This is a genomic window from Variovorax sp. OV084, from assembly GCF_900111625.1.
Lineage (GTDB): Bacteria > Pseudomonadota > Gammaproteobacteria > Burkholderiales > Burkholderiaceae_C > Variovorax.
This window is the reverse complement of the sequence record NZ_FOII01000008.1, coordinates 167,993-189,973: the sequence shown is the minus strand read 5'-3', so window position 1 is coordinate 189,973 and position 21,981 is coordinate 167,993. Positions and strand designations below refer to the sequence as shown.

Here is a 21,981-nt window from a genome sequence, read left to right as displayed (position 1 = left end):
CCCCACCAGGAACAGGAAAAGCCATGGCCACCATCAAGGACGTCGCACTCAAGGCGGATGTGTCCGTCACCACCGTGTCGCACGTGGTCAACGACACCCGCCACGTGAGCGCCAAGGTGCGCGAACGCGTGGAGCTCGCCATCCGCGAGCTGGGCTACGTGCCCAACGCGATGGCGCGCAGCCTGAAGAGCAACACCACCTCGACGCTGGGCATGCTGATTCCCAACAGCTCGAACCCCTACTTCGCCGAGATCGTGCGCATCGTGGAAGACCGCTGCTTCGGCGCCGGCTACACGCTGGTGCTGTGCAACACCGACGACGAGCCCCACCGCCAGAGCGTCTACCTGCAGGTGCTGGCCGAGCGCCGCATCGACGGACTGATCGTGGTGTCGACCGGCGCGGGTGACGACGACTCCCTCATGAAGCAATTGCGCGGCCTGCGCATGCCCACGGTGCTGGTCGACCGAGAAATCGCCGACCCGGCCTGCGACTTGGTGGAAACCGCGCACATGCAGGGCGGCCTGCTCGCGGTGCGGCACCTGCTGTCGCTGGGCCACAAGCGCATTGCCTGCATCGGCGGGCCGGTGGGCGTGATGCCCAGCGAGCAGCGCATCGAGGGCTGGCGCATGGCGCTGGCCGAGACCGGCGCAACACCCGACATCGCGAATGCCGAAGCGCTGCTGTGGCGCGGCGGCTTCACGAGCCAGGGCGGCTACGAGGCGATGCACGCGATATTGCGCACCGAGCGCAAGCCCTCGGCCGTGTTCGTCTGCAACGACCTGATGGCCATCGGCGCACTGCGTGCCGCGCATGAAAGCGGCGTGCGGGTGCCCGACGAACTCTCGATCGTTGGCTTCGACGACATCGAACTCTCGGCTTACACAAGCCCCCCGCTCACCACCGTGGCGCAGCCCAAGGAGCGCATCGGCGCGTTGGCGGTCGACATGCTGCTCGAACGCGTCGGCGGCAAGCGGCGCGACGCGCGCAAGGTGGTGCTGCAGCCCGAGCTGCGAGTGCGCGCCTCGACCGCGCGGCACGCGAGCTTCCGCGAGCCCGCCGCACCCGTCGCGACCGAAACGCCTTCAACGGAAACCCGAAAGTCCCGCACCCCGTGAGCCTGAAGCCTTCTTCTTCCACCAGTTCCATCCAGGCGCCGCGCATCGTGGTGCTCGGCAGCCTCAACATGGACCTGGTGCTGCGTGTGCCGCACGCGCCGGCCGCGGGCGAAACCCTGCTGGGCCATTCGATCGCCAACATTCCCGGCGGCAAGGGCGCCAACCAGGCCGTGAGCTGCGCGCGCGAAGGCGGCCAGGTGCAAATGATCGGCTGCGTCGGCGACGACGCGCACGGCCAGTCGCTGCGCCAGGCATTGGAGCGCGACGGCATCGACACCGCCGCGCTGCGCACCGTGGCGGGCGAGCCGACCGGCACGGCGCTGATCCTCGTGGAGGACAGCGGCCAGAACCGCATCGTGATGATTCCCGGCGCCAATGCCCGGTTCGAGATCGACGAAGCCGCGCTGAAGCAGCAGGTGCAGGGCGCGGCCTTCCTCGTGACGCAGTTCGAGACGCCGATGGACCAGGTCGCGCGCGCCATTGCGGTGGCGCATGGTGCGGGCTGCAAGGTGCTGCTCAACCCGTCGCCGGTGCAGGCGATCGCCGAACCGCTGTGGCCGCAGATCGACACGCTGGTCGTCAACGAAATCGAGGCGCAGACGCTGTGCGGCCAGTCCGCCGACAGTCCGCAGGAAGCCGCCCAGGCCGGCCAGGCCCTGCGCGCCAAGGGCATTGCGCGCGTGGTCGTCACGCTCGGCGCGCGTGGCGCCGTGGCAGTCGATGCCGACGGCGCGCGCCACCATCCCGCGCCGAAGGTGCAGGCGGTCGACACCACGGCCGCCGGCGACACCTTCCTGGGCGCGCTCGCGGTCGCGCTGGGCGAAGGCCAGCCCTTCGACGAAGCCGTGCGCCTGGGCATCCGCGCTGCCGCGCTGTGCATCCAGCAGCCCGGCGCCCAACCTTCCATTCCGCAGCGCGACGCCGTGCTGCGCAGCCCCCTGCCTCCCGACTGGATCAAGCTGTGAAACGCTCCCCCCTGCTGCATGCCGAACTGTCCCATGTGATCGCCTCGCTGGGCCATGGCGACATGCTCGTGCTCGGCGACGCCGGCCTGCCGATTCCTGACGGCCCGCGCCGCATCGACCTCGCCGTGGCGCGCGGCGTGCCGCAGCTCACCGACGTGCTGCAGGCCGTGCTGTCGGAAATGCAGGTGGAAGGCATCGTGGTGGCCGACGAGGCGCTGGGCGATGCGAAGAAGCTGCCGAGCTGGTATCCGCAGTCGCTGGGCATCGCGCCGCAGACGGTGTCGCACGAAGAATTCAAGCGCCGCACGGCAAAGGCGCGCGCCGTCGTGCGCACGGGCGAATGCACGCCCTACGCGAACATCATCCTGATCGCCGGAGTGAAGTTCTGAAGCGCCGGCCTGGCGCCGGTCATTCGAACTTGTAGTTCGCGCCCACCGCCTGCCCGACCTTGAGCATGTGCTCCACGCCCTGGATCACGATGCAGTTCATGCCGAAGGTGATGCCGCCATCCACCCGCGCGTCGGCGCGGTAGGTGCGCAGCGTGTCGCCGACCTCGGGGCTGCTGAGGGCCGTGGCCGGATCGATGTCGGGAATCGGGCAGCGCGTGCAGGGCTTGACGGGGCGCAGCTCGGCTTCGCCTTCGCCGGTCCTGATGTGCAGGGCGTCGACACGGTCCTCGTCGTGCGACTCGATACCCGCCAGCACGATGTTGGGGCGGAAGCGCTCGATACCCACGGCACCGTGGCCCTGCGCCGCGAGGCGTTCGTTGAGTTCGGCCAGCGAGCCCTCGCTCGCCACCAGCAGCGCGTAGCCGTCGGCGAACTGGGTCTGCGCTTCGACGCCGTCGGTCCACTTCATGCTCGACAGGCGCTTGTGCTCGGGGTCGAAACGCACGAGGCGCAGGGTCTGCGGCTTGCCGGGCTCGGAGAGGAAGTCGCTGAACCACTGCGCGGCGATGTCGCCCATGTCGTAGGCGGCCACGTCGTCCTTCCACACGCGCACCCTCACCGGCTTCTCGACCCGGTCGAAAGCCAGGTGCAGCGCCAGCATGCCGGGGGCGCGCAGCACCACTTCCATGTGCTTCATCTGCGGCTTGATCAGCGCCATGCGCGGCAGCTGCCGCTGGGAGACGAATTCGCCCTGGGCGTCGACCACCATCCAGGCCCGGTCGAACTCAAGGCCGGTCTCGGTCAGCAGCATTTCGGGAAGCTCGACGCCGGCGCAGGACTTGACCGGATAGACGAACAGGCGCGCGATGGTGGCTTCGAGGTCGAAAGCGGGCTGGGACACGATGGGGGTTCCTTGGAATTCGGCCGCAATTGTCCCGCATCGCGGCAGCCGGAAGACCTTGGCACCCCGGGGGAAAGGCGCCGGGCGCGGGCTGGCGGGCAACTCCTACAATCGATTCATGGCCCTCCCCCCAGAAGTTTGCATTCGCGGCGCCGGCATCGTCGGCCGTACGCTGGCCCTGCTGCTCGCGCGCGAGCGTGTGCGCGTCGCGCTGGTGGTGCCGCCGGCCACGCAGGGCAAGGAAGACATCCGCGCCTACGCGCTCAACACCGCCTCCCGCACGCTGCTCGAATCGCTGCGCGCCTGGCCCGATGGGGCCCATGCCACGGCCGTGCGCGAGATGCTCGTGCATGGCGACGAAGGCGGCCGGGTGCAGTTCAGCGCCGCGCGCCAGAAGGTCGACGCGCTGGCCTGGATCGTCGACGTGCCCGCGCTCGAACAGCAACTGGCCGACGCGGTGCGCTTCCAGCCCCTGATCGAAGTGGTGACCGAGCCGGTGGCCGCTCCGCTCACCGTGGTGTGCGAAGGCAAGGCCAGTACCACGCGAGAAGCCCTCGGCGTGAGCTACGAGGTCACGCGCTATCCGCAGCATGCGATCGCGGCGCGCCTGGAGGCCGAGCAGTCGCACGACGGCATCGCGCGCCAGTGGTTCAACGACAAGGGCGAAGTGCTCGCGCTGCTGCCGCTCGGCGGCGCGCACGGCAAGACGGTCGCGCTGGTGTGGTCGGTCGACCAGTTGCGCGCGCCCGAACTGCTCGCGCAGGGCAACGACGAATTCAACGCCGCCATCACCGAAGCCAGCCACAACGCGCTCGGCGCGCTCAAGCTCACGAGCGAGCGCGGCGCCTGGCCGCTGGCCCGCGCCATCGCCGACCGCTGGACCGGCGCCATGCCCGGACAGCCGACTCGCTCCTGGGCACTGGCGGGCGATGCGGCCCACACGGTGCACCCGCTCGCGGGCCAGGGCCTGAACCTGGGCCTGGCCGATGCGGCCGCGCTGGCCGACGTGATCAAGAACCGCGACTACTGGCGCAGCGTGGGCGATGCGCGCCTGCTGCGCCGCTACGAACGCGCCCGCCGCGCCGACGTGCTGCAGATGAGCCTGGCGACCGACGGGCTGCAGCAACTCTTTGCGCACAACCTGGGTCCGCTTCCTGCATTGCGCAACTGGGGCATGCGCGGCTTCGACCGCACGCGCCTCGTCAAGCGCTGGATCACGGCGCAGGCCATGGGCCTGAAGGCCTGACGCCCCCCGCCCCTCTTTTAGAACCGAACCAACGGATCTCCCGATGACACTCGTACGCAACCTCTTACTCGCCGCCTGCACGCTGGGCGCGGTCGTGGCCGCCACAGCCGGCGAAGCCGAGATCCGCAAGAACCTGCCCGCACGCATTCCTCAGTTCCCGGCCATCGACGAAGTGTCGAAGTCGCCGATTCCGGGTGTCTACGAAGTGCGCGTGAACGGCTCGCAGATCTTCTACACCGACGAGCAGGGCAACTACCTCATCCAGGGCAACCTGATCGACGTGAAGTCGCGCAAGAACCTGACTGAAGAGCGCGTGGAAAAACTCAGCGCGGTCGCCTTCGACCAGTTGCCGCTGAAGGACTCGATCAAGATCGTGCGCGGCAACGGCAAGCGCAAGCTCGCGGTGTTCGAAGACCCGAACTGCGGCTACTGCAAGCGCTTCGAGAAGGACATGAAGACGGTCGACAACGTCACCGTGTACCTGTTCCTGTACCCGGTGCTCGGCCCCGATTCGAACATCAAGTCGCGCGACATCTGGTGCAGCAAGGACAAGGGCAAGGCCTGGGGCGACTGGATGGAGTCGAGCACCCGTCCCACCACCGCGCCTAACGGCTGCGACGTGACCGCGCTGCAGCGCAACGTCGAGTTCGGCCGCAAGTACAACATCACAGGCACGCCCACGCTGATCTTCAGCGACGGTACCCGCACGCCCGGCGCCATTCCCGCAGAGCAGGTCGAGAAGCAACTCGCCGCTTCGTCCAGCTGATGGCGACGAAGACCGTTTCGCGGCGCGCCGCCGCTGTCGCCGCACCCGTGGCGGGCGTGCGCTATCGCGTCGAATGCGCGGACTTGCACGCGCATCTATTCAGCGTGACGCTCACCATCGACGCGCCCGCCGCGCAGCAGCACGTGTCGCTGCCGGTGTGGATTCCCGGTAGCTACCTGGTCCGCGAATTCGCCAAGAACCTGCAGGGCCTGCGCGCCACGCAGGGCCGCCGCAAGCCGGCGCTGATGCAGCTCGACAAATGCAGCTGGCTCGTCGAATGCACGCCCGGCCAGCCGCTGGTGCTGCACTACCAGGTCTGCGCGTACGACAACTCGGTGCGCACCGCCTGGCTCGATGCCGAGCGCGGTTTTTTCAACGGCACCAGCGTGTGCCTGCGCGTCGAAGGCCAGACCGAGGCGCCGCATGCGCTGGAGATCGTCGCACCCAAGCTGGCCGACGACGCCGCGCGCTGGTCGTGCGCCACCGCCCTCGTGCCGCTGAAGGCCGACAAGCATGGCTTCGGCAACTACCACGCATCAGGCTACGACGAGCTGGCCGACAGCCCGGTCGAGCTGGGTGCCTTCTGGAGTGCCGAATTCGAAGCCTGCGGCGTGCCGCACCGCTTCGTGATTGCCGGTGCCGCTGCATCCTTCGATGGCGAGAGGTTGATCGCCGACACAAAGGCGATCTGCGAAGCCGAGATGCGCTTCTGGCACGGCGACAAGGTCGGCAAGCGCGGTGGCCCGAAGCCGCCGATCGACCGCTACGTGTTCATGCTCAACGCCGTCGACGACGGTTATGGCGGGCTCGAACACCGCCATTCGACCGCGCTGATCTGCAACCGCCGCGACCTTCCGCAGCGCGGCGAAAAGAAGAAGCAGCCTGACGGCTACACCACGCTGATGGGCCTCATCAGCCACGAGTACTTCCACACCTGGAACGTCAAGCGCATGCGGCCGGCCGAGTTCGCGCGCTACGACTACAGCCAGGAGAACTACACGCAGCTGCTGTGGTTCTTCGAAGGCTTCACCAGCTACTACGACGACCTGCTGCTGCGCCGCGCCGGTCGCATCGACGACGCAGCCTACCTGCGCCTGCTGAACAAGACCATCAACCAGGTCATGCAGACGCCGGGCCGACTGGTGCAGCCGGTGGCCGACGCGAGCTTCGACGCCTGGGTCAAGTACTACCGCCAGGACGAGCAGACGCCCAACAGCACGGTGAGCTATTACACCAAGGGCGCGCTGGTGGCGCTTTGCTTCGACCTCACGCTGCGCCATGAAGGCAAGGGCTCGCTCGACGACGTGATGCGCCACCTGTGGACGCACAGCAGTGGTGGGCCGATCAGCGAGGCCGACATTGCAGCGGCGCTCGAGGCCGTGAGCGGCCGCTCGTATGCGCTGGAGCTGGCGCGCTGGGTGCATTCGACCGAGGAGCTTCCGCTCGCGCAATTGCTGCGCGCGCACGGCGTTGCCACGCTGGAGGACCCGTCGCAGCAAGCGCAGGCGTTGGGCCTGCGCGTGGCCGAGGCCAGCGGCAGCGTTCAGGTGAAGGTGGTGTTGCGGGGCGGGGCGGCCGAGAAGGCCGGCTTCTCCGCAAACGACGAGTGGATCGGCATCGAGTTGCCTGCTGCCGGCAAGAAGGGCCAGCAGCAGCCTGCGCAGGCCTGGCGCATCGCCAAGCTCGACGACCTGGCGCTGTACCTGGGCGATGCCATGAAGTGCACGGCCATCGTCGCGCGCGACCGCAAGCTGATCAGGCTGCCTCTGGTGCTGCCTGTCGGTGTGACCACCTGGCGCCTGTTCTCGCACGACGCCACGAAGGTGGCGGGCTGGTTGGCCGGCTAGGCGTTTTCCGCCGCAGTCGGCTGCCGCACGAAGATCATCGGCTGCGGCTCGCCCACCAGTACGCAGGGCTTGCCGGTGCGTCGGCAGTGGTCTTGCACGCGCCAGTAGGCACCATGGCTCACGCAGCCGGTCTGGCAGATCACGAGATCGGCCGCGCGCAGGCTGGCTTCGAGCGCAGGATCGTCCGCATCGTCTCCGCCGTCGTGGTGCAGGTAGCGGCCGCCGGCAATCTCGACCAGTTGGCGCGCGAGCGAAGGCGCCTCGTCTTCATGGCCGACGCACAGCACGGCCTTCTCGCGCAGGTCGGCGGGCGCCTGCGGCTCGGGCGGCATCATCAGATGGCGCTTGCTGCCCGGCGACAGCAGCGCGCTCAGCCGCTTCGGCAGCGCTCCGCCTGCGGCGGCACGCACCGCAAGCTCTTCGCGCACGATGGCAATGGCCGAGTCGCGCGCCACCAGGGCGCCACGCAAACGCACGATCTGCGCTTCGAGCCTTTCGACGAGCGCGGCCTGCTCGACCAGCAGGCGCGAGCAGCGCTCCTGCACGCGGGCATAGGCCCGCAGCAACACGGCATGTTCTTGCATCGGGAACTCCATGGCGGGCATTCTAGATGAGAACAATTCTCAACTAAAGCCCGCATGGCGCTCAGTGGGAAACCGACTTGGAAAACACGTTCACGACCACCACGCCCGCGATGATCAGCGCGAGCCCCGCAATGGCCGGCCCGTCGAGCTTCTGCCCGAACCACAGCCAGCCCACCAGCGAGATCAGCACGATGCCCACGCCGGACCAGATCGCATAGGCGATGCCCGTGGGAATGGTGCGCAGCGTGAGCGAGAGAAAGAAGAACGCAATCACATAGCCCACCACCGAGGCCAGCGTGCGCCACAGCCGGGTGAAGCCCTCGGACCCCTTGAGGAAACTGGTGGCGATCACTTCGGCCACGATGGCGACGAACAGGTAGGCGTAGTTGGAACTCATGGCGGGCACTCTATGGGAACTCGCAATGCCCCGCCACCCGCGCCGGCCATGCTGGGTATAGTGAAGCGCGTTTTTCTTCCCCTTCCCCCGGAGACACCATGAGCTACGAAAACATCGAAGTGCGGACCGAAGCAGGCAAGGTCGGCATCATCACCCTCAACCGCCCGAAGGCCCTGAATGCGCTCAACGACGCGCTCATGACCGAGCTGGGCCAGGCCCTGAAGGCCTTCGATGCGGACGACGCCATCGGCTGCATCATCCTCACGGGCAGCGAGCGCGCCTTCGCGGCCGGCGCAGACATCGCGGCGATGGCCAAGTACAGCTTCATCGACACCTACAAAGGCGACTACATCACGCGCAACTGGGAAACTATCCGCTCGATCCGCAAGCCCGTGATCGGCGCGGTGGCCGGCTTCGCGCTGGGCGGCGGCTGCGAGCTGGCGATGATGTGCGACTTCATCATCGCGGCCGACAACGCGAAGTTCGGCCAGCCCGAAATCAAGATCGGCGTGATCCCCGGCGCCGGGGGCACGCAGCGCCTGCCACGCGCCGTGGGCAAGAGCAAGGCCATGGACATGGTGCTCACGGCCCGCATGATGGACGCCGCCGAAGCCGAGCGCGCCGGCCTCGTGAGCCGCGTGGTGCCTTTCGAAAAGCTCGCCGACGAGGCGCTGGGCGCGGCGCTGATCATCTGCGGCTACTCGCAGATCTCGGTGATGGCGGCGAAGGAATCGGTCAATCGCGCCTTCGAAAGCGGCCTGAGCGACGGCGTGATGTTCGAGCGCCGGCTGTTCCATGCGCTGTTCGCCACCGTCGACCAGAAGGAAGGCATGGACGCCTTCCTCAACAAGCGCGCGCCGGATTTCAAGAACGCCTGATCTGATCAGCGCGTAAGCAGCGAGCGCAGCGCATCGAGCGCCTGCGCTGGCGGCGTGCCGACGAGAGCCGCGCCGCCGGGCTGCGATGTCCAGCGCACCTGGCCGCCGGCGATTTCCAGCACGGCGACCGGCGCATTGCCCCGGTACAGCTCGAGCCGCGCCTCAACCGGTGCGGCGAGCGGTTCGTCGGGCGACGTGGCCGAACGCGCCACGGTGCTCACGAGCGCCGGCAGGCCTTCGATGTCGCCGCGCTCGTGGCGCACGCTGGCGCCTGAACGCGTGAAGTTGAAGGACGTCCATCGCTCCAGCGCGGAGAAAGACGCCGCTGCGCTCCGAGGCCTTGTCATGGCCTTGGCGGCAGCGCCCGGCGCGGTCGAACGCAGTCCGCCGGAAACCTCGGCGTTGGCGCTGTCCTGGTTCGCGGGTGCGGCGGCTGGCGGCGGTGGCGCTGCCGGCGCGGGCGCTCCTGCTGCATAAGCGCTTCGCCGTTCGTTTTCCACGCGGGCTTCGCGGCGTTCATCGCGCAAGACGGGTGCGGGTGCGGATTGCTCGGCCACGATGGCAGGCGGTGTCGAAGGTGTGACCGGCTCGGCGGGCGCGACGGGCGCAGGAGCCGCCTGCTTGAGAGATGGCTTCGGCGCGGCACGCTGGAGAGCATCTGCGCTCGCCGCATCGGTGGCCTTTTTCGGGGAAGAAGAATCGCGCGGGACCGGGGCCTTGGCGCGTTGCTCCGCGGCAGGCGCTGCGGGGGCTTGCGCAACGACTGGTGGAGGCGCGGCGGCGGCTGCCGGCGCTTCGGCTGGAGGCGCGGCCTCCGCGGACGCTTGCGCCGGAGCCGGTGCAGGCGGCGCCACTGGAGCCGGCGCCTGCGCAGTTGCTCCGCCCACGCGGGCTTCACCATCGAGTCGCGCATCGGGCACAGGCTCGCGATGCCACAGCACCGCCACGAAACCAGCCACGAGCACCGTAGCGAAAGCCGCGTTCCACGGCATGCGCGCACGCGGCTCACCGCCACCGCCGAACAGGCGTCGCCACCACGGCGCGGCGCTCGCGCTGTTGGCGGCAGGGCTCGCTGTCACCGGCGCCTCGGCAAGGTTGTGCGCCATCTTCAGGATCGCGTCGCGCGTGCGCGGATCGGGCCTGGCATCACTGTCGGGCGCATGGTCCAGCGCGCGGCGCAGCGCGGGGTCGCGCAGATCGCCGTTGTTGTCGTCGTCGAACTTGGTGTTGTTGCCGCTCATGCCCGTTGCTCCAGCACCGACAGATAGCGCTCCATGCACCCGCGCAGTTTTTGCAAGCCATAGCGCAGGCGGCTGCGCACGGTCTCGAAACCGATCTCCAGGCTCGCGGCCAGCGCCTCGACGGTCAGGCCGTCTTCATGGTGCAGCAGGAACGCGGCGCGTTGATCGGCCGGCAGTTCGTCGAGGCAAGCCAGCAGGCGACGGCCCGCGGCACGCCAGAACGCCAGCTCTTCGGCCGACGGGTGCGCCGCCGCATCGACGGCCCCGCGCACGCCGCGGTCGAGCATGGGCACGGGTTCGCCGTCATCGCCCGGGTGCGCATCGAGCGTCACTTCGCGCCCGCTCACGCGCAGCCGGTCCATCGCCAGGTTGTGCGCGATGGTGAAGGCCCAGGTGCGCCACGTCGCGCCCTGCGGCGAGAAGCTGTCGCGCGCCGAGATGATCCGCACCCAGGTGTCCTGGAATACCTCGTCGGCCTGCGCCACGAGCCGCGCGCCCAGCAGCCGCTTGACGAAGCGGAATAATCCGCCTTCGTGGCGCGCGTAGAGCACGTCGAACGCGGCGGCGTCACCCTGCGCGTAGGCCAGCATCAACTGGTCGTCGGGCATGGCCTGGCGCTCGGGGGCGTTCTTGGCGGAAGGGGCGCGGGGAAGCGCGGACATCGAAGGATTTTCACCCCAGCTTGTACGGGCGGCGGACCGCACCGGGGTTCGGGGCGGCAAAAAAAGTCGGCGAGCTCAACCCCGCTGGCGGTGGTCGGCCGTATCAGCCTGCACTCAACCACCCGGAGTGCTTCCATGACCCAAGCTTTCGTTCCCAGGTTTCGCCGCCCGCTCGTCGTGCTGCTGTGCGCCCAACTGCTCCTGGCCGCCTGCGGCGCCACCGAGCCCCCGGCCCTTTCCAGTGTCACGCGCTGGCCTACGCCCGCACCCGACAGCCGCCTGCAGGTGGCGCAGACGGTGCCGAACTTCGAGGCGCCGTCGGCCACGCATTGCGCAAGGCCAGTCCAGACCTACGAGACACCGGGCATGGCGCGCGTCGCACGCGACCGGCGCGAGCTTGCGGACACCGACGCGATGAAGGACTACAGCCTGCGCCGGCCCGGCTCGCCGTCGGTCTCGGCCGCGAAATCAATGCCGGCACCCGCCGCCGAGCCCCTTGCCAGCGCCATCGCTGAAGCTGCTGCGCCAGCCGCGCCCGCAGCGCCGCGCATAAGCGGCGGCCTTCAGCCACCGGCCCAAGCCCCGCGCCCCGCCAACGAACCCGTCACCGCCGGCATGGTCGACGACAACGCCGACTTCAGCGAATACCAGGCCTTCCGCGGTCGCACGCAGGTCGTCCACCGTGAGCGCGACATCAGCGCGCGCTACCTCCTCCAGGTGCGCGACGCCCGCGGCGCGGTCGTGCCCGATGCCGAAGTGGCGGTGCAGGCCGCGAACGGCGCCGCCATGTGGGCCCGCACCGATGCGGGCGGGCGCGCCTGGCTGCATCCGAACGCCTTCGACAAGGCGCAGAGCCCGGTGTACGAAGTCACCGTGCGCAGGAACGGCCGCCAGAGCACCGCCTTCCTGCAGCGCGGCCAGAAGAACGCCATCGACGTCGTACTCGACGGCAAGCCCGGCACTGCCCCCGCGCGCGCCAGGCTCGACCTGGTCTTCCTGATCGACGCCACCGGCTCGATGGACGACGAGATCGCGAAGCTCAAGACCACGCTGCGCACCATCGCCGACCAGGTCGCCAGGCTGCCGAGCCGCCCCGACACCTGCTTCGGCCTGGTGGCGTACCGCGACCGCTCCGACGAATTTCTCGTGCGCCGCCACGACTTCACCAACGACCTCAACGCCTTCCAGGGCGTGCTCGATGCGCTGCGTGCTGCAGGCGGCGGCGACTACCCCGAGGCGATGAACGAGGCCCTGAACGAAACCGTCCACAAGATGAGCTGGCGCGGCAACGGCACCACGCGCCTCGTGGTGCTGCTGGCCGATGCGCCGCCGCACCTCGACTACGGCGGCCCGCAATACGACGACGACATGGTCGCCGCGCTGGGCAAGGGCATCAAGGTGTTGAGCGTGGGCGCATCGGGGCTCGACAAGCAAGGCGAATACATCCAGCGCCAGATCGCGCAATACACCGGCGGGCGCTTCGTGTTCCTGACCTACAAGGAAGCGACGAACCCGGCAAGCGGCCCGGGAACGCAGACCGTGCATGACGTCGGCAACTACTCGGTGCAGACGCTGGACAAGCTGATCGTGCGGCTGGTTTCCGAAGAATTGGGCAAGTTGCCCGTGGGTAGTTGAACTGGGTCCTCAGCCTGGGCTATAATTTTGGGCTCGGTGCAAATCAGCACTGACGGCTCTTTAGCTCAGTCGGTTAGAGCGATGGAATCATAATCCACAGGTCCGCGGTTCGAGTCCGTGAAGAGCCACCAACAAAACGAAAAAGCCTTGTGAGTCAACGACTTACAAGGCTTTTTTCTTTGCCGAGCATGCTGACCGATAATCCGCGCCGATGCTCGCGCCTTCCCTCGCCACACCGAACCCGCCCGCCGCCCGCGCGGGCTTGCGGCGTCCGGGCGTGGGCCTGATCCGCTGGATACTGCTGTGGTTCGCGCTGTCGCTTGGCGTGGCCATCGCTTCTCCAGTCGTGCATCCGCAGACCGTGGAGCTGGTCTGCTCGAACGCCGGTTCGGTGAAAGCCATCGTGCACACCGACGACGGCGCGCAAGAGCTGGGCGCGGGCCACATGGACTGCCCGCTGTGCGTGCTCAACGGCGCTCCACCCGCAACAACGCCAACTGTCGAGCTGCCCGCGCTCATGCCGCTAGCCCGCGCAGTCCGGCCGATTCCGTCCGCGCACATCGCCGCGGTCACCGCTGCGCCCTTGCCGGCGCGCGGGCCTCCTTCGCTCTCCTGACGCTTCTTCAGTTCTTGCGCGCGTGATGCTGCCGCCTCGGTCGAGGCTCGCTCGTCGCATGCGTTTCTGCAATGAATTCGTCGGCACACGCACCCGTGCCGAAGAGAGCTTTTCCATGATTCACACCCCCCATCCAACAAGGCGATTCCTGCTGCTGTCCGCCGGTAGCCTCGCCGCGCTCACGACCCTCGCAGCCTGCGACAAGGTGCTGCCCGCCAGCTTCAACGGCGTCGACATCACCGGCGCCAGATACGCGCAGGACTTCCGTTTGACCGACGCGGACGGCCATGAACGCACGCTGGCCGACTACAAGGGCAAGGCGGTGATGATGTTCTTCCGCTTTACCCAGTGCCCCGACGTGTGCCCCACAGCACTCGTGCGCGCGGCAGAGATTAAGCGGCTGCTCGGCGCCGACGGCGAGCGCCTTCAGGTGATCTTCGTCACCGTCGACCCCGAGCGCGATCTGCCTGTCGTGCTCAAGGCCTACACGCAGGCCTTCGACCCCAGCTTCATAGGCCTCTATGGCGACATGCAGCGAACCAGCGAGACCGCGAAAGACTTCAAGGTGTTCTACAAGAAAGTGCCCACGGGCTCCTCGTACACCATGGACCACTCGGCCTTCAGCTACGTGTTCGACCCGAAGGGAAAGATCCGCCTCGTGCTGCGCCACGAACAGAGCGCGGAAGAATGCGCGCAAGACCTCCGCCAGATTCTTCAGACCGCATCCGCCTGACTTCCATCGTTTCAACCTCAGGAGATTTCATCCATGAAAAACCCCATCGCACCCACCCTCCTCATCGCCATCGCCACATTGCTCGCCGCACACGCGCACGCCCAGGTCACCATCAAGGACGCGTGGGTGCGCGCCACCGTGCCGCAGCAGAAGGCCACCGGCGCGTTCATGCAGCTCAGCGCCGCGAAAGACACGAAGCTGATCTCGGCCAGTTCGCCCGTCACGCCCATCGTTGAGGTGCACGAAATGGCCATGCAGGACAACGTGATGCGCATGCGCCAGATCCCTGCGCTCGACCTCCCCGCCGGCAAGACCGTCGAGCTCAAGCCCGGCGGCTATCACGTGATGCTGCTCGACCTCAAGCAGCAGGTGAAGGAAGGCGACACCGTGCCGCTCACGCTGGTGTTCGAAGGCAAGGACGGCAAGCGCGAATCGGTCGCGGTGAAGGCGCCGGTGCGGGCACTCAATGCCGCTGCGCAACCCGCGGGGCACGGCAGCCACAAGCACTGAGGAGCGAACGCGTCGAGGGTCGGCCGCGCCAACGCAGCCGATCCTGAAACCCCAGAACCCGGCCAGAGGAAATACCCTGTTTCGGTGATGGCGCTCGACCGGCCGTCCTACAAGAATTGTTGACAAATATTCACAATTCACACCCTTCTCGACCAACACCCTCGCGGGCTGGATTGGTCCGGGGCGCATGAGTTGTCCAGGAAGTCGGGGGCGTTCTTGCCGTCCCTGCTTTGGCTGGACGGCATGACGCGGCATGAGGGCCGAGGGATACGTAGACAGGGGATCTTCGGTGCCGCTCAGTTACCTTCTTCATTTGGAGCATGCTCGCCTGCCAATGCACGTGACGGACGCGCAGGACGTGCGACGCGTTTCCGTCCTGAAAGCAACCGGCCTGATCGAGGCCGCCATCGACCCGGCTTTCGACACCGGGGGCAGCTACAGGCTGGCGCAGGCGGCGCTGGTGGTCTGCATCACCGACGAGGGGCACGCCGAGATCGACAACCTGCGCGGTCGCAACGCCAGCAACACCGACGCACCACCGAAGCCGGCACGCACGGGCATCGAACCGCTGCACTACCTGCGCATGATCGAGCGTTCGACATTCCCGCTTCGCGTGGACGACGCGCAGGAGATCAACTGCATCGAGGCGCTGAAGCAGGCCGGGTTCGTCGATGCCGCGATCAGCCCGGTGCTGGCGTGGAAGGACAGCCGCGAGCCGCAGGAGCTGGCGGTGATCCGGCGTATCACGCCGTTCGGGCGGGCTCAGTTGGCGCGGGGCACCAGCTAGTTTCGCGGTGTCCAGTTTGCGGAGGGAGTCGATGCCGACTGCCCTCCTGTTTGTATACATACGCGCCCACCCTATGCCTTTCGGCCTCCCCCATCGAAGGGCTGCCTATTCAACAGGCAACGTGATGGGAAGCCACGCCAATCCTCGCTTCGCCTCTGCGCCTCCACCCACAACTCACAGAGTTGTCCACAGAAAAATCTAACAAGTCATCAAACCGTCAAACAGATGTCGTCGCAACGTAACCTTTGAACTGCTCGCGCAGCTTGGTCTTCAGCAGCTTGCCGGTGGCTGTATGCGGCAGCGTGTCGACGAAGACCACGTCTTCCGGTAGCCACCACTTCACGACGCGCTGCGCGAGGAAAGTGAGCAATTCCTCGCGCGTGATTTCGACACCCGCACGCTTCACCACGATGAGCAGCGGACGCTCCTGCCACTTCGGATGCGCGATGCCGATCACCGCCGCTTCGGCCACGGCCGGGTGCATGCTCGCGGCGTTTTCCAGGTCGATGGAAGAAATCCATTCGCCGCCCGACTTGATGACGTCCTTCGCGCGATCGACCAGTTGCACGTAGCCGTCTTCGTCGATGTTGGCGACGTCGCCGGTCGGAAAGAAACCTTCGGCGTCGAGCACCGGGCCGCCCTGGCTCTTGAAGTAGCCGCTCGCAATCCACGGGCCGCGCACGTGCAAATGGCCGAAGGCCTTGCCGTCGTGCGGCAGGCGCTGGCCGTCCTCGCCGACGATCTTCAGCTCCACGCCCCACACGCCGCGGCCCTGGCGCATCTTCACGCGCATCTGTTCTTCTTTCGGCATCGACAGGTGCTTGGGCAGCAGGTTGCCGATCACGCCGATGGGGCTGGTCTCGGTCATGCCCCAGCCCTGCACGAAGTCGGCGCCGAAGTCGCGCTCGAAGCGTTCGATCATGCTGCGCGGCGTGGCCGCACCACCCACGCCGATGCGCTTCAGGCCAATGGCGCGCGTGTCGATTTCGGGGTGCGCGTCGAAGTACTGGAACAGCATGAGCCAGATGGTCGGCACGGCCTGCGAGAAGCCGACCTTCTCGTCGCGCATCAGCTCGTACAGGCTCTGGCCGTCCATGTGCGGGCCGGGCATGACCAGCTTCGCGCCGGCCATCGCCGCCGCATACGGCATGCCCCAGGCGTTGGCGTGGAACATGGGCACCGCGAGCAGCAGCGTCATCTGCGAATTGACGCCGAAGGTGTCGGGGGCACATTCCATCAGCGAGTGCAGCACGGTCGAGCGGTGCGAATACAGCACGCCCTTCGGGTTGCCGGTGGTGCCCGAGGTGTAGCAAAGCGACGAGGCAGTGCGCTCGTCGAACTCGGGCCAGGCGTAGGTCTCGCTCTGCGCGCCGATGAGTTCGTCGTAGCACAGCAGGTTGGGCACGTCGATGGCGGGCATGTGGGCGCGGTCGGTCATCGCGATGAAGGCGCGCACCGACTTCAGGCCGGGCGCGAGCTTCTCGACCAGCGGAGCGAAGTTGGCATCGAAGAACAGCACCTTGTCTTCGGCGTGATTGACGATGTAGTCGATCTGCTCCGGAAAGAGCCGCGGGTTCACCGTGTGCAGCACCGCGCCAGAACCCGACACGCCGAAGTACAGCGCCAGGTGGCGATAAGTGTTCCACGCGAGCGTGCCCACGCGGTCGCCGGGTTCGATGCCCAGCGCCTTCAGCGCGTTGGCCACCTGCTTGGCGCGGCGCTGTATCTCCGCGTAGTTGGTGCGATGCACCGGCCCCTCCACCGTGCGACCCACGACTTCGGCGTGTGGGTGGAAGGTGGCTGCGTGATCGATGAGCGACGAGATCAGCAGCGGGCGGTCTTGCATCAATCCGAACATGTTTTGTCTCCTGTACGCTGGGGCGATGCTAGGCAGCCGCCACTCAGCGCCGCATCGTCGGAACGGACGATTGAGGTCATTCGAGGGTTGCCCCTAGCATGGCCTTTCAAGAGGACTTTTGCATGAACGTTCAGGACGCCATCGCCACCCGCCGCTCGGTGCGCGACTTTCTCGACACGCCGGTGCCCGGTGACGTCATCCGCCGCGTCGTCGAGCAGGCGCTGCGCGCGCCTTCGGGCGGCAACCTGCAGCCATGGCATCTGCATGTGGTGGGCGGAGAAAAACTCGCCGAGCTCAAGGCGATCATGCGCACGCGCGTGCAGGAAGCGCCCACCGGCGAAGGCAGCGAGTACGACATCTACCCGCGCGAGCTTGCAGCGCCGTATCGCGACCGCCGCTTCGCCGTGGGCGAGGCAATGTATGCGCGGCTGGGCATTCCGCGCGAAGACAAGGCCGCGCGCCGCGAATGGTTTGCGCGCAACTACCAGTTCTTCGGCGCGCCGCTCGCGCTTTTCTGCAGCGTCGACCGCCGCATGGGCCCGCCGCAGTGGTCCGACCTGGGGATGATGCTGCAGAACGTGATGCTGCTGCTGCGCGGCGAAGGGCTCGACAGCTGCCCGCAGGAGTGCTGGGCGATCTACCCGCAGACCATCGGCCAGTTCATCGCCCTGCCGCCCGAACGCATGCTGTTCACGGGCATGTCCATCGGCTATGCGGACCGCAGCCGCCCGCTCGATGCGCTGGTGACCGAGCGCGCACCGCTGGCCGACGTGGCCGAGTTCGTCGGCATCTGAGTCCACCGGAGGGAACGGATCGTGCTTGATGATGCGGGATGCTCATCGCACAGATCTCCGACCCCCACATCCGCCCCGCAGGCCAGCTCTACCAGGGCGTGGCCGACTCGAACCGCATGTTCGAGGAAGCCATCGACCACCTGCACGCGCTCGACCGCAAGCCCGACCTGGTGCTGCTGACCGGTGATCTTGTCGACGACGGCCGGCCCGATGAATACGCACAGGTGCGGCACCTGCTCGCGAAGCTGACGATTCCGTACCTCGTGATTCCCGGCAACCACGACCACCGCGAGAACTTTCGTGCAGCCTTCGCGGACCACGCGTACCTGCCGGCCGAGGGCGCGCTGCACTACTGCATCGACGACCATGCGGTGCGCATCGTGGCGCTGGACTCGTGCATTCCCGGGCTTCACCATGGCGGCATCGATGCGCAAGGATTGGCGTGGCTGCAGCGCACGCTCGAAACCGATCGCATCAAGCCAACGCTGCTGATGCTGCATCACCCGCCCTTCATGAGCGGCATTCCCTACATGGATACGTACCGCTACATGGACACGGCGCCGCTAGAAGCCATCGTGCGCAGCGCCTCCAACATCGAGCTGGTGCTGTGCGGCCACGTGCACCGCACCATGCTGCGGCGCTGGGCAGGCACGGTCGTGTGTTCATGCCCGAGCAGCACGACCGAGATCGCGCTGCAGCTGGCCGCCGATGCGGCGCCGGCCTCCTTCATGGGCCGGCCCGGCTGCATGCTGCACCTGTGGAACGAAGCGCACGGCATGGTGAGCCATGTGAGCCACATCGGGAAGATGCAAGGGCCTTACCCATTTGCGTGAGGCCGGGGCTCAGCATTCCTTCAGGCAGAGCGGACAGAATCCGGCAAATCGACAAGGAGACGTGATGCAAAAGCAGCCCTACTGGTTTCCCGCCAAGCGCTACGGCTGGGGCTGGGGCCTGCCCAACTGCTGGCAAGGCTGGGCGGTGATGGCCGTGTACGGCCTGCTGGTGGTGACGGCTGTGTTGTCCATCCGCCCCGAACGGGAACCCCTGCTGTTCTTCGCGGCCCTCATGGTCCTGACCATCGCGCTTGTCGCCGTCTGCTGGATCAAGGGCGAGCCACCGCGCTGGCGCTGGGGCGAAAAGTAGTCGACGGCCATCCAGTCATGCCACAGGAACGCACCCTCCTCTACACCGGACACGAGTTCACGGTCGAGCACGTGCGCTCCCGCGCGCATCAGGGGTCCGACTGGAGCATCCCCTACACGCTGGAATCGCGGCGCATCATCTTCCCGGTGGGCCGCACGGTGCTCGATGTGCGCACAGGCAACGGCACCTGGCTGGTCGACGGGCTCACCGCCATGCAGTTCTGCGACGCCATGGTCTATCAGTTGCGGCCGGTGGTGCATGCAGCCCGACACAGCATGGTCGTCAGCCGGCACCGGCCGTCTCGCGCAGATGCGGCACCTGTGTTCTGCCTGCTGTCACCACGATCGCTGTACCAGGTTCACGCGGCGCAGCGACAACTGCGCGCAGGCGATGCCAGTGCCGATGCCATCGCCTCGCTGGTCGATGAACTCGGCACGTCGCGCCGGCAGTTGCCGCTGACGGGCGCGGTCATGCGCGCGAAACGGCTGCTCGCGGAAACCGCTGACCGAGAGGCGAAGCTCCCGATGCGCGAAGTGCCCGATGCGGTCTCGCGCTCGCCATTTCATCTGGCACGCAGCTTCCGGCAGCAGACTGGCCTGAGCCTGCATCAGTACCGCCAGCACCTGCGGCTCGCAGCAGCCATGGAGCGGCTCGTCGATGGCGACAGCGACCTTGCGGGCATCGCGCACGACCTCGGCTATTGCAGCCAGAGCCACCTGGGCGCGGTGTTCCGCCGCGAGGTGAGCGTGACGCTGGGCGAAGCCCGCCGCGTGCTGGCCGGCAGCGCACGAATTTGATAGCCGTCGCGCGGCGCGGTCGCGAGACTCGCCGCGATGATGGATCGCAACCTTTCTGCAGGCCTGCTCGCCGCGCTGGCCGCAGCCTTCATCGGCAGCGCCTGGCAACTCGTCTCGCGCCACGGCGTGACCACCACGCTCGGGCCGATGGAGCTGGCGCTGATGCGCTACGGCATTCCCGCACTGCTGCTCTGGCCGCTGTGGTTCGGCAGCAAGCGCATCGCACCGAAGGCCTCGCCGCTGGTGCTCGCGCTCCTCGTCATCGGCGGCGGACTGCCCTTCGGACTGCTGGTGCTGGCCGGCGCGCAATGGGCGCCTGCGAGCCACATGGGCATCTTCATGGCGGGCAGCCTGCCGCTCTTCACCGCCATCGGCGCATGGCTTCACAAGAGGCAGAAGGTCGAGGGCCTCAGGCTTGTCGGGCTGGCCTGCATTGCCATCGGCATGGCACTGTTCGCTGCGGGGAGTTTTCGCAGCGGCTCGCTCGACTGGCGCGGTGATCTGCTCTTTCTTGCGGCGGCCATGCTGTGGGCCGTGCACTCGCTCGCGTTCGCGCACTGCGGGCTCACGCCGTGGCAAGGCGCGGCGTTCGTGAACGGGTGGTCGGCGCTGATGCTGTTGCCTGTGATGCCGATCGTCGGTGCACCGCGACTGCTCAGCGCGCCATGGCCCGATGTCGCGCTGCAGGCCACGACGCAAGGCGTGGCCGCGGGAGTGCTTGGGCTGGTGGTCTACATGGTGGCCGTCGCACGGCTCGGCGCGCCGCGCGCGTCGCTGTCGGCGGCGCTGGTGCCAGTGCTGACCACGCTGGGCGCGGCGGCCTGGATGAACGAATCGATCACCGGTGCGGTGCTGCTGGCCCTGGCGCTGGTGGTGCCCGGGATCGTGCTGGCGAGCGGTGCAGTGCGGCGCTGACAACAACCCTCAGGCAGCCGCAATCACCTGATCCCGCCCCATCGCCTTCGCGCGATACAGCGCAGCATCAGCCAGCGCCAGCACGTCGTCGACGCCAATGCTGCCCGTGCCACTCTCGCTGGCCGCCACGCCGATGCTCACTGCCATTGAGCCGACAGCGGCCATCGGCGAATCGGCCGGGAACGGTTCGTCGATGTTCTGCTTGAGGCGCGCGGCGATGTCCATCGCCTCGTCCTTGCCCACGTCGGGCAGCAGCACCACGAATTCTTCGCCGCCGTAGCGCCCGAGCAGGCCCTTGTCGCCGATGGCGCGCTGCATGCGGCCGACGGCCTCGCGCAGCACGGCGTCGCCCATCTGGTGGCCGAAGCGGTCGTTGATGTCCTTGAAGTGGTCCAGGTCCACCATCAGCAGCGCCATGCGCCGGCGGCCCGAGGCGAACACGGCGCCGCATGCATCCAGCACCGCGCGCCGGTTGAGCGCGCCGGTGAGCGGGTCGCGCGTGGCCAGGTATTCGAACTCGGTGTGCACCCGGTCGGTGGCCATGAGGATGACGGCGATGGACAGCAGCAGCACGGTGAACGAGTACATGCTGATGTAGAGCGACTGGATCCAGGTGCCGTCCATCAGGCTGCTGCCGGCCAGCCCCGCCACCACCGACAAGAAGCGCAAGCCGGCCACCAGCGCCTGCGCCAGCAGCAGCCCGATCATCAGCCGCTTGCCGAACACCCGGCCCTCGTGGCGCATGTACAGCTGGGCGTGGAAGAAGAACAGCGCCGATACCGCCAGGGTAATGAGCAGCAAGCGAGTCTCGAAGTCGGGCTTCACGCTGCTGAACCAGAACATGGCCAGCGCCAGGCAGCCGTTCAGCACCGTCCAGCCCCGGGTGTCGCGGCGCCCGAGCAGGAACTTCTGGCTGCCCGCGTAGTACAGGATACAGGCCTGGTACAGCACGAAGTTGGCGACGACGATCGTGAGGAAGTCCGGAAAGAAGCCGCGCGCCGCAAACAGCATGGTGCTCACGAACGCCATGAGCGGCGCCTGGGACCACTCGTCCAGCCCCTGGATGGTGGCCGGATAGCTGCGCCGCATGAAGAACACCACCAGCGCCATCACAACGCCCATGAGCCCCGCAAGAATGATGACGGAGCGAGGATCGAGGATGGCTGGCAGGGCGCCCATGGAGCCCGATTATGTTGGCATCG

24 protein-coding genes and 1 tRNA gene are annotated in these 21,981 nt (G+C 67.5%); 18 read left to right on the top strand and 7 right to left on the bottom strand.

Going from position 1 to position 21,981, the window contains the following annotated elements; genetic code table 11:
• The first annotated feature begins 23 nt into the window (after positions 1–23).
• The 3 genes from BMW87_RS21180 to rbsD are packed head-to-tail and all read left to right on the top strand — an operon-like array spanning position 24 to position 2,469.
• The gene (locus tag BMW87_RS21180) at positions 24–1,115 is read left to right on the top strand and encodes a LacI family DNA-binding transcriptional regulator (RefSeq protein WP_093056646.1); all 1,092 of its coding nucleotides are present in this window, start codon (positions 24–26) and stop codon (positions 1,113–1,115) included.
• Positions 1,112–2,080: a ribokinase gene (gene rbsK / locus BMW87_RS21175; RefSeq protein WP_093078467.1), complete on the top strand. Its 969-nt coding sequence runs from the start codon at positions 1,112–1,114 to the stop codon at positions 2,078–2,080. The genes BMW87_RS21180 and rbsK overlap by 4 nt, the downstream gene beginning before the upstream one ends.
• Entirely contained in the window at positions 2,077–2,469 is a 393-nt protein-coding gene (rbsD, locus tag BMW87_RS21170) for a D-ribose pyranase (protein ID WP_093056648.1), read from the top strand. The genes rbsK and rbsD overlap by 4 nt, the downstream gene beginning before the upstream one ends.
• Before the next feature lie 19 nt (positions 2,470–2,488).
• On the opposite strand, the gene BMW87_RS21165 is transcribed toward rbsD, so the two are convergent.
• Positions 2,489–3,370: an MOSC domain-containing protein gene (locus BMW87_RS21165; protein WP_093078465.1), complete on the bottom strand. Its 882-nt coding sequence runs from the start codon at positions 3,368–3,370 to the stop codon at positions 2,489–2,491.
• A gap of 118 nt (positions 3,371–3,488) precedes the next feature.
• Here BMW87_RS21165 and BMW87_RS21160 point away from each other — a divergent pair, with 118 nt between their 5' ends.
• The 3 genes from BMW87_RS21160 to BMW87_RS21150 are packed head-to-tail and all read left to right on the top strand — an operon-like array spanning position 3,489 to position 7,229.
• Positions 3,489–4,616: an FAD-dependent monooxygenase gene (locus BMW87_RS21160; RefSeq protein ID WP_093078464.1), complete on the top strand. Its 1,128-nt coding sequence runs from the start codon at positions 3,489–3,491 to the stop codon at positions 4,614–4,616.
• A gap of 43 nt (positions 4,617–4,659) precedes the next feature.
• Positions 4,660–5,382: a DsbC family protein gene (locus BMW87_RS21155; RefSeq protein ID WP_093078462.1), complete on the top strand. Its 723-nt coding sequence runs from the start codon at positions 4,660–4,662 to the stop codon at positions 5,380–5,382.
• Entirely contained in the window at positions 5,382–7,229 is a 1,848-nt protein-coding gene (locus BMW87_RS21150) for a M61 family metallopeptidase (RefSeq protein ID WP_093078460.1), read from the top strand. Before BMW87_RS21155 ends, BMW87_RS21150 begins: the two co-directional genes overlap by 1 nt.
• On the opposite strand, the gene BMW87_RS21145 is transcribed toward BMW87_RS21150, so the two are convergent.
• Together BMW87_RS21145 and BMW87_RS21140 are read right to left on the bottom strand one after the other, a co-directional pair.
• Complete coding sequence (locus BMW87_RS21145; RefSeq protein WP_093078503.1) at positions 7,226–7,813, bottom strand: DUF2325 domain-containing protein; 588 nt, start codon at positions 7,811–7,813, stop codon at positions 7,226–7,228. The two genes, BMW87_RS21150 and BMW87_RS21145, sit on opposite strands and share 4 nt — an antisense overlap.
• Before the next feature lie 61 nt (positions 7,814–7,874).
• Positions 7,875–8,210: an SMR family transporter gene (locus BMW87_RS21140; RefSeq protein WP_093078459.1), complete on the bottom strand. Its 336-nt coding sequence runs from the start codon at positions 8,208–8,210 to the stop codon at positions 7,875–7,877.
• A 98-nt stretch (positions 8,211–8,308) separates the two neighbouring features.
• On the opposite strand from BMW87_RS21140, the gene BMW87_RS21135 reads away from it, so the two are divergent.
• Positions 8,309–9,088 carry an enoyl-CoA hydratase gene (locus BMW87_RS21135; RefSeq protein ID WP_093078457.1) on the top strand — a complete coding sequence of 260 codons (780 nt, stop codon included), beginning with the start codon at positions 8,309–8,311 and terminating at the stop codon, positions 9,086–9,088.
• Between the two features lie 5 nt (positions 9,089–9,093).
• On the opposite strand, the gene BMW87_RS21130 is transcribed toward BMW87_RS21135, so the two are convergent.
• The gene (locus BMW87_RS21130; RefSeq protein ID WP_093078456.1) at positions 9,094–10,329 is read right to left on the bottom strand and encodes a hypothetical protein; all 1,236 of its coding nucleotides are present in this window, start codon (positions 10,327–10,329) and stop codon (positions 9,094–9,096) included.
• Positions 10,326–10,991, bottom strand: coding sequence for a sigma-70 family RNA polymerase sigma factor (locus tag BMW87_RS21125; RefSeq protein ID WP_093078454.1), 666 nt, complete (start codon positions 10,989–10,991; stop codon positions 10,326–10,328). Before BMW87_RS21125 ends, BMW87_RS21130 begins: the two co-directional genes overlap by 4 nt.
• A gap of 135 nt (positions 10,992–11,126) precedes the next feature.
• Here BMW87_RS21125 and BMW87_RS21120 point away from each other — a divergent pair, with 135 nt between their 5' ends.
• From BMW87_RS21120 to BMW87_RS21095, 6 genes are all read left to right on the top strand, one after another.
• Positions 11,127–12,626 (top strand): vWA domain-containing protein, encoded by a 1,500-nt coding sequence (locus tag BMW87_RS21120; protein WP_093078453.1) that lies wholly within the window; start codon positions 11,127–11,129, stop codon positions 12,624–12,626.
• A gap of 54 nt (positions 12,627–12,680) precedes the next feature.
• Positions 12,681–12,757 (top strand) — tRNA-Met (locus BMW87_RS21115).
• A gap of 80 nt (positions 12,758–12,837) precedes the next feature.
• A complete protein-coding gene (locus tag BMW87_RS21110; RefSeq protein WP_256216857.1) occupies positions 12,838–13,242 on the top strand; it encodes a DUF2946 family protein in 405 nt (134 codons plus the stop codon).
• Positions 13,243–13,357: 115 nt separating this feature from the next.
• Positions 13,358–13,975, top strand: coding sequence for an SCO family protein (locus tag BMW87_RS21105; RefSeq protein WP_177192819.1), 618 nt, complete (start codon positions 13,358–13,360; stop codon positions 13,973–13,975).
• Positions 13,976–14,008: 33 nt separating this feature from the next.
• Positions 14,009–14,485 carry a copper chaperone PCu(A)C gene (locus BMW87_RS21100; RefSeq protein ID WP_093078450.1) on the top strand — a complete coding sequence of 159 codons (477 nt, stop codon included), beginning with the start codon at positions 14,009–14,011 and terminating at the stop codon, positions 14,483–14,485.
• 334 nt (positions 14,486–14,819) lie between these two features.
• Entirely contained in the window at positions 14,820–15,272 is a 453-nt protein-coding gene (locus BMW87_RS21095; protein WP_093078448.1) for a hypothetical protein, read from the top strand.
• A 217-nt stretch (positions 15,273–15,489) separates the two neighbouring features.
• Here the strand turns inward: BMW87_RS21095 and BMW87_RS21090 are convergent, their stop codons facing one another.
• Positions 15,490–17,130 (bottom strand): 3-(methylthio)propionyl-CoA ligase, encoded by a 1,641-nt coding sequence (locus BMW87_RS21090; protein WP_093078447.1) that lies wholly within the window; start codon positions 17,128–17,130, stop codon positions 15,490–15,492.
• Positions 17,131–17,252: 122 nt separating this feature from the next.
• Here BMW87_RS21090 and BMW87_RS21085 point away from each other — a divergent pair, with 122 nt between their 5' ends.
• The 5 genes from BMW87_RS21085 to BMW87_RS21065 all read left to right on the top strand — a co-directional run bounded on the left by BMW87_RS21085 (position 17,253) and on the right by BMW87_RS21065 (position 20,779).
• Entirely contained in the window at positions 17,253–17,924 is a 672-nt protein-coding gene (locus BMW87_RS21085) for a nitroreductase (protein ID WP_093078445.1), read from the top strand.
• Positions 17,925–17,962: 38 nt separating this feature from the next.
• A complete protein-coding gene (locus tag BMW87_RS21080; protein ID WP_093078444.1) occupies positions 17,963–18,757 on the top strand; it encodes a phosphodiesterase in 795 nt (264 codons plus the stop codon).
• 64 nt (positions 18,758–18,821) lie between these two features.
• A complete protein-coding gene (locus BMW87_RS21075) occupies positions 18,822–19,067 on the top strand; it encodes a hypothetical protein (RefSeq protein WP_093078442.1) in 246 nt (81 codons plus the stop codon).
• Positions 19,068–19,084: 17 nt separating this feature from the next.
• On the top strand, positions 19,085–19,864 hold the full coding sequence (locus BMW87_RS21070) for a helix-turn-helix domain-containing protein (RefSeq protein ID WP_093078441.1): 780 nt from the start codon (positions 19,085–19,087) through the stop codon (positions 19,862–19,864).
• Between the two features lie 36 nt (positions 19,865–19,900).
• Complete coding sequence (locus BMW87_RS21065) at positions 19,901–20,779, top strand: DMT family transporter (protein WP_256216856.1); 879 nt, start codon at positions 19,901–19,903, stop codon at positions 20,777–20,779.
• Positions 20,780–20,788: 9 nt separating this feature from the next.
• Here BMW87_RS21065 and BMW87_RS21060 read toward each other — a convergent pair whose 3' ends face one another.
• Positions 20,789–21,958, bottom strand: coding sequence for a GGDEF domain-containing protein (locus BMW87_RS21060; RefSeq protein WP_093078439.1), 1,170 nt, complete (start codon positions 21,956–21,958; stop codon positions 20,789–20,791).
• Positions 21,959–21,981: the final 23 nt, after the last annotated feature.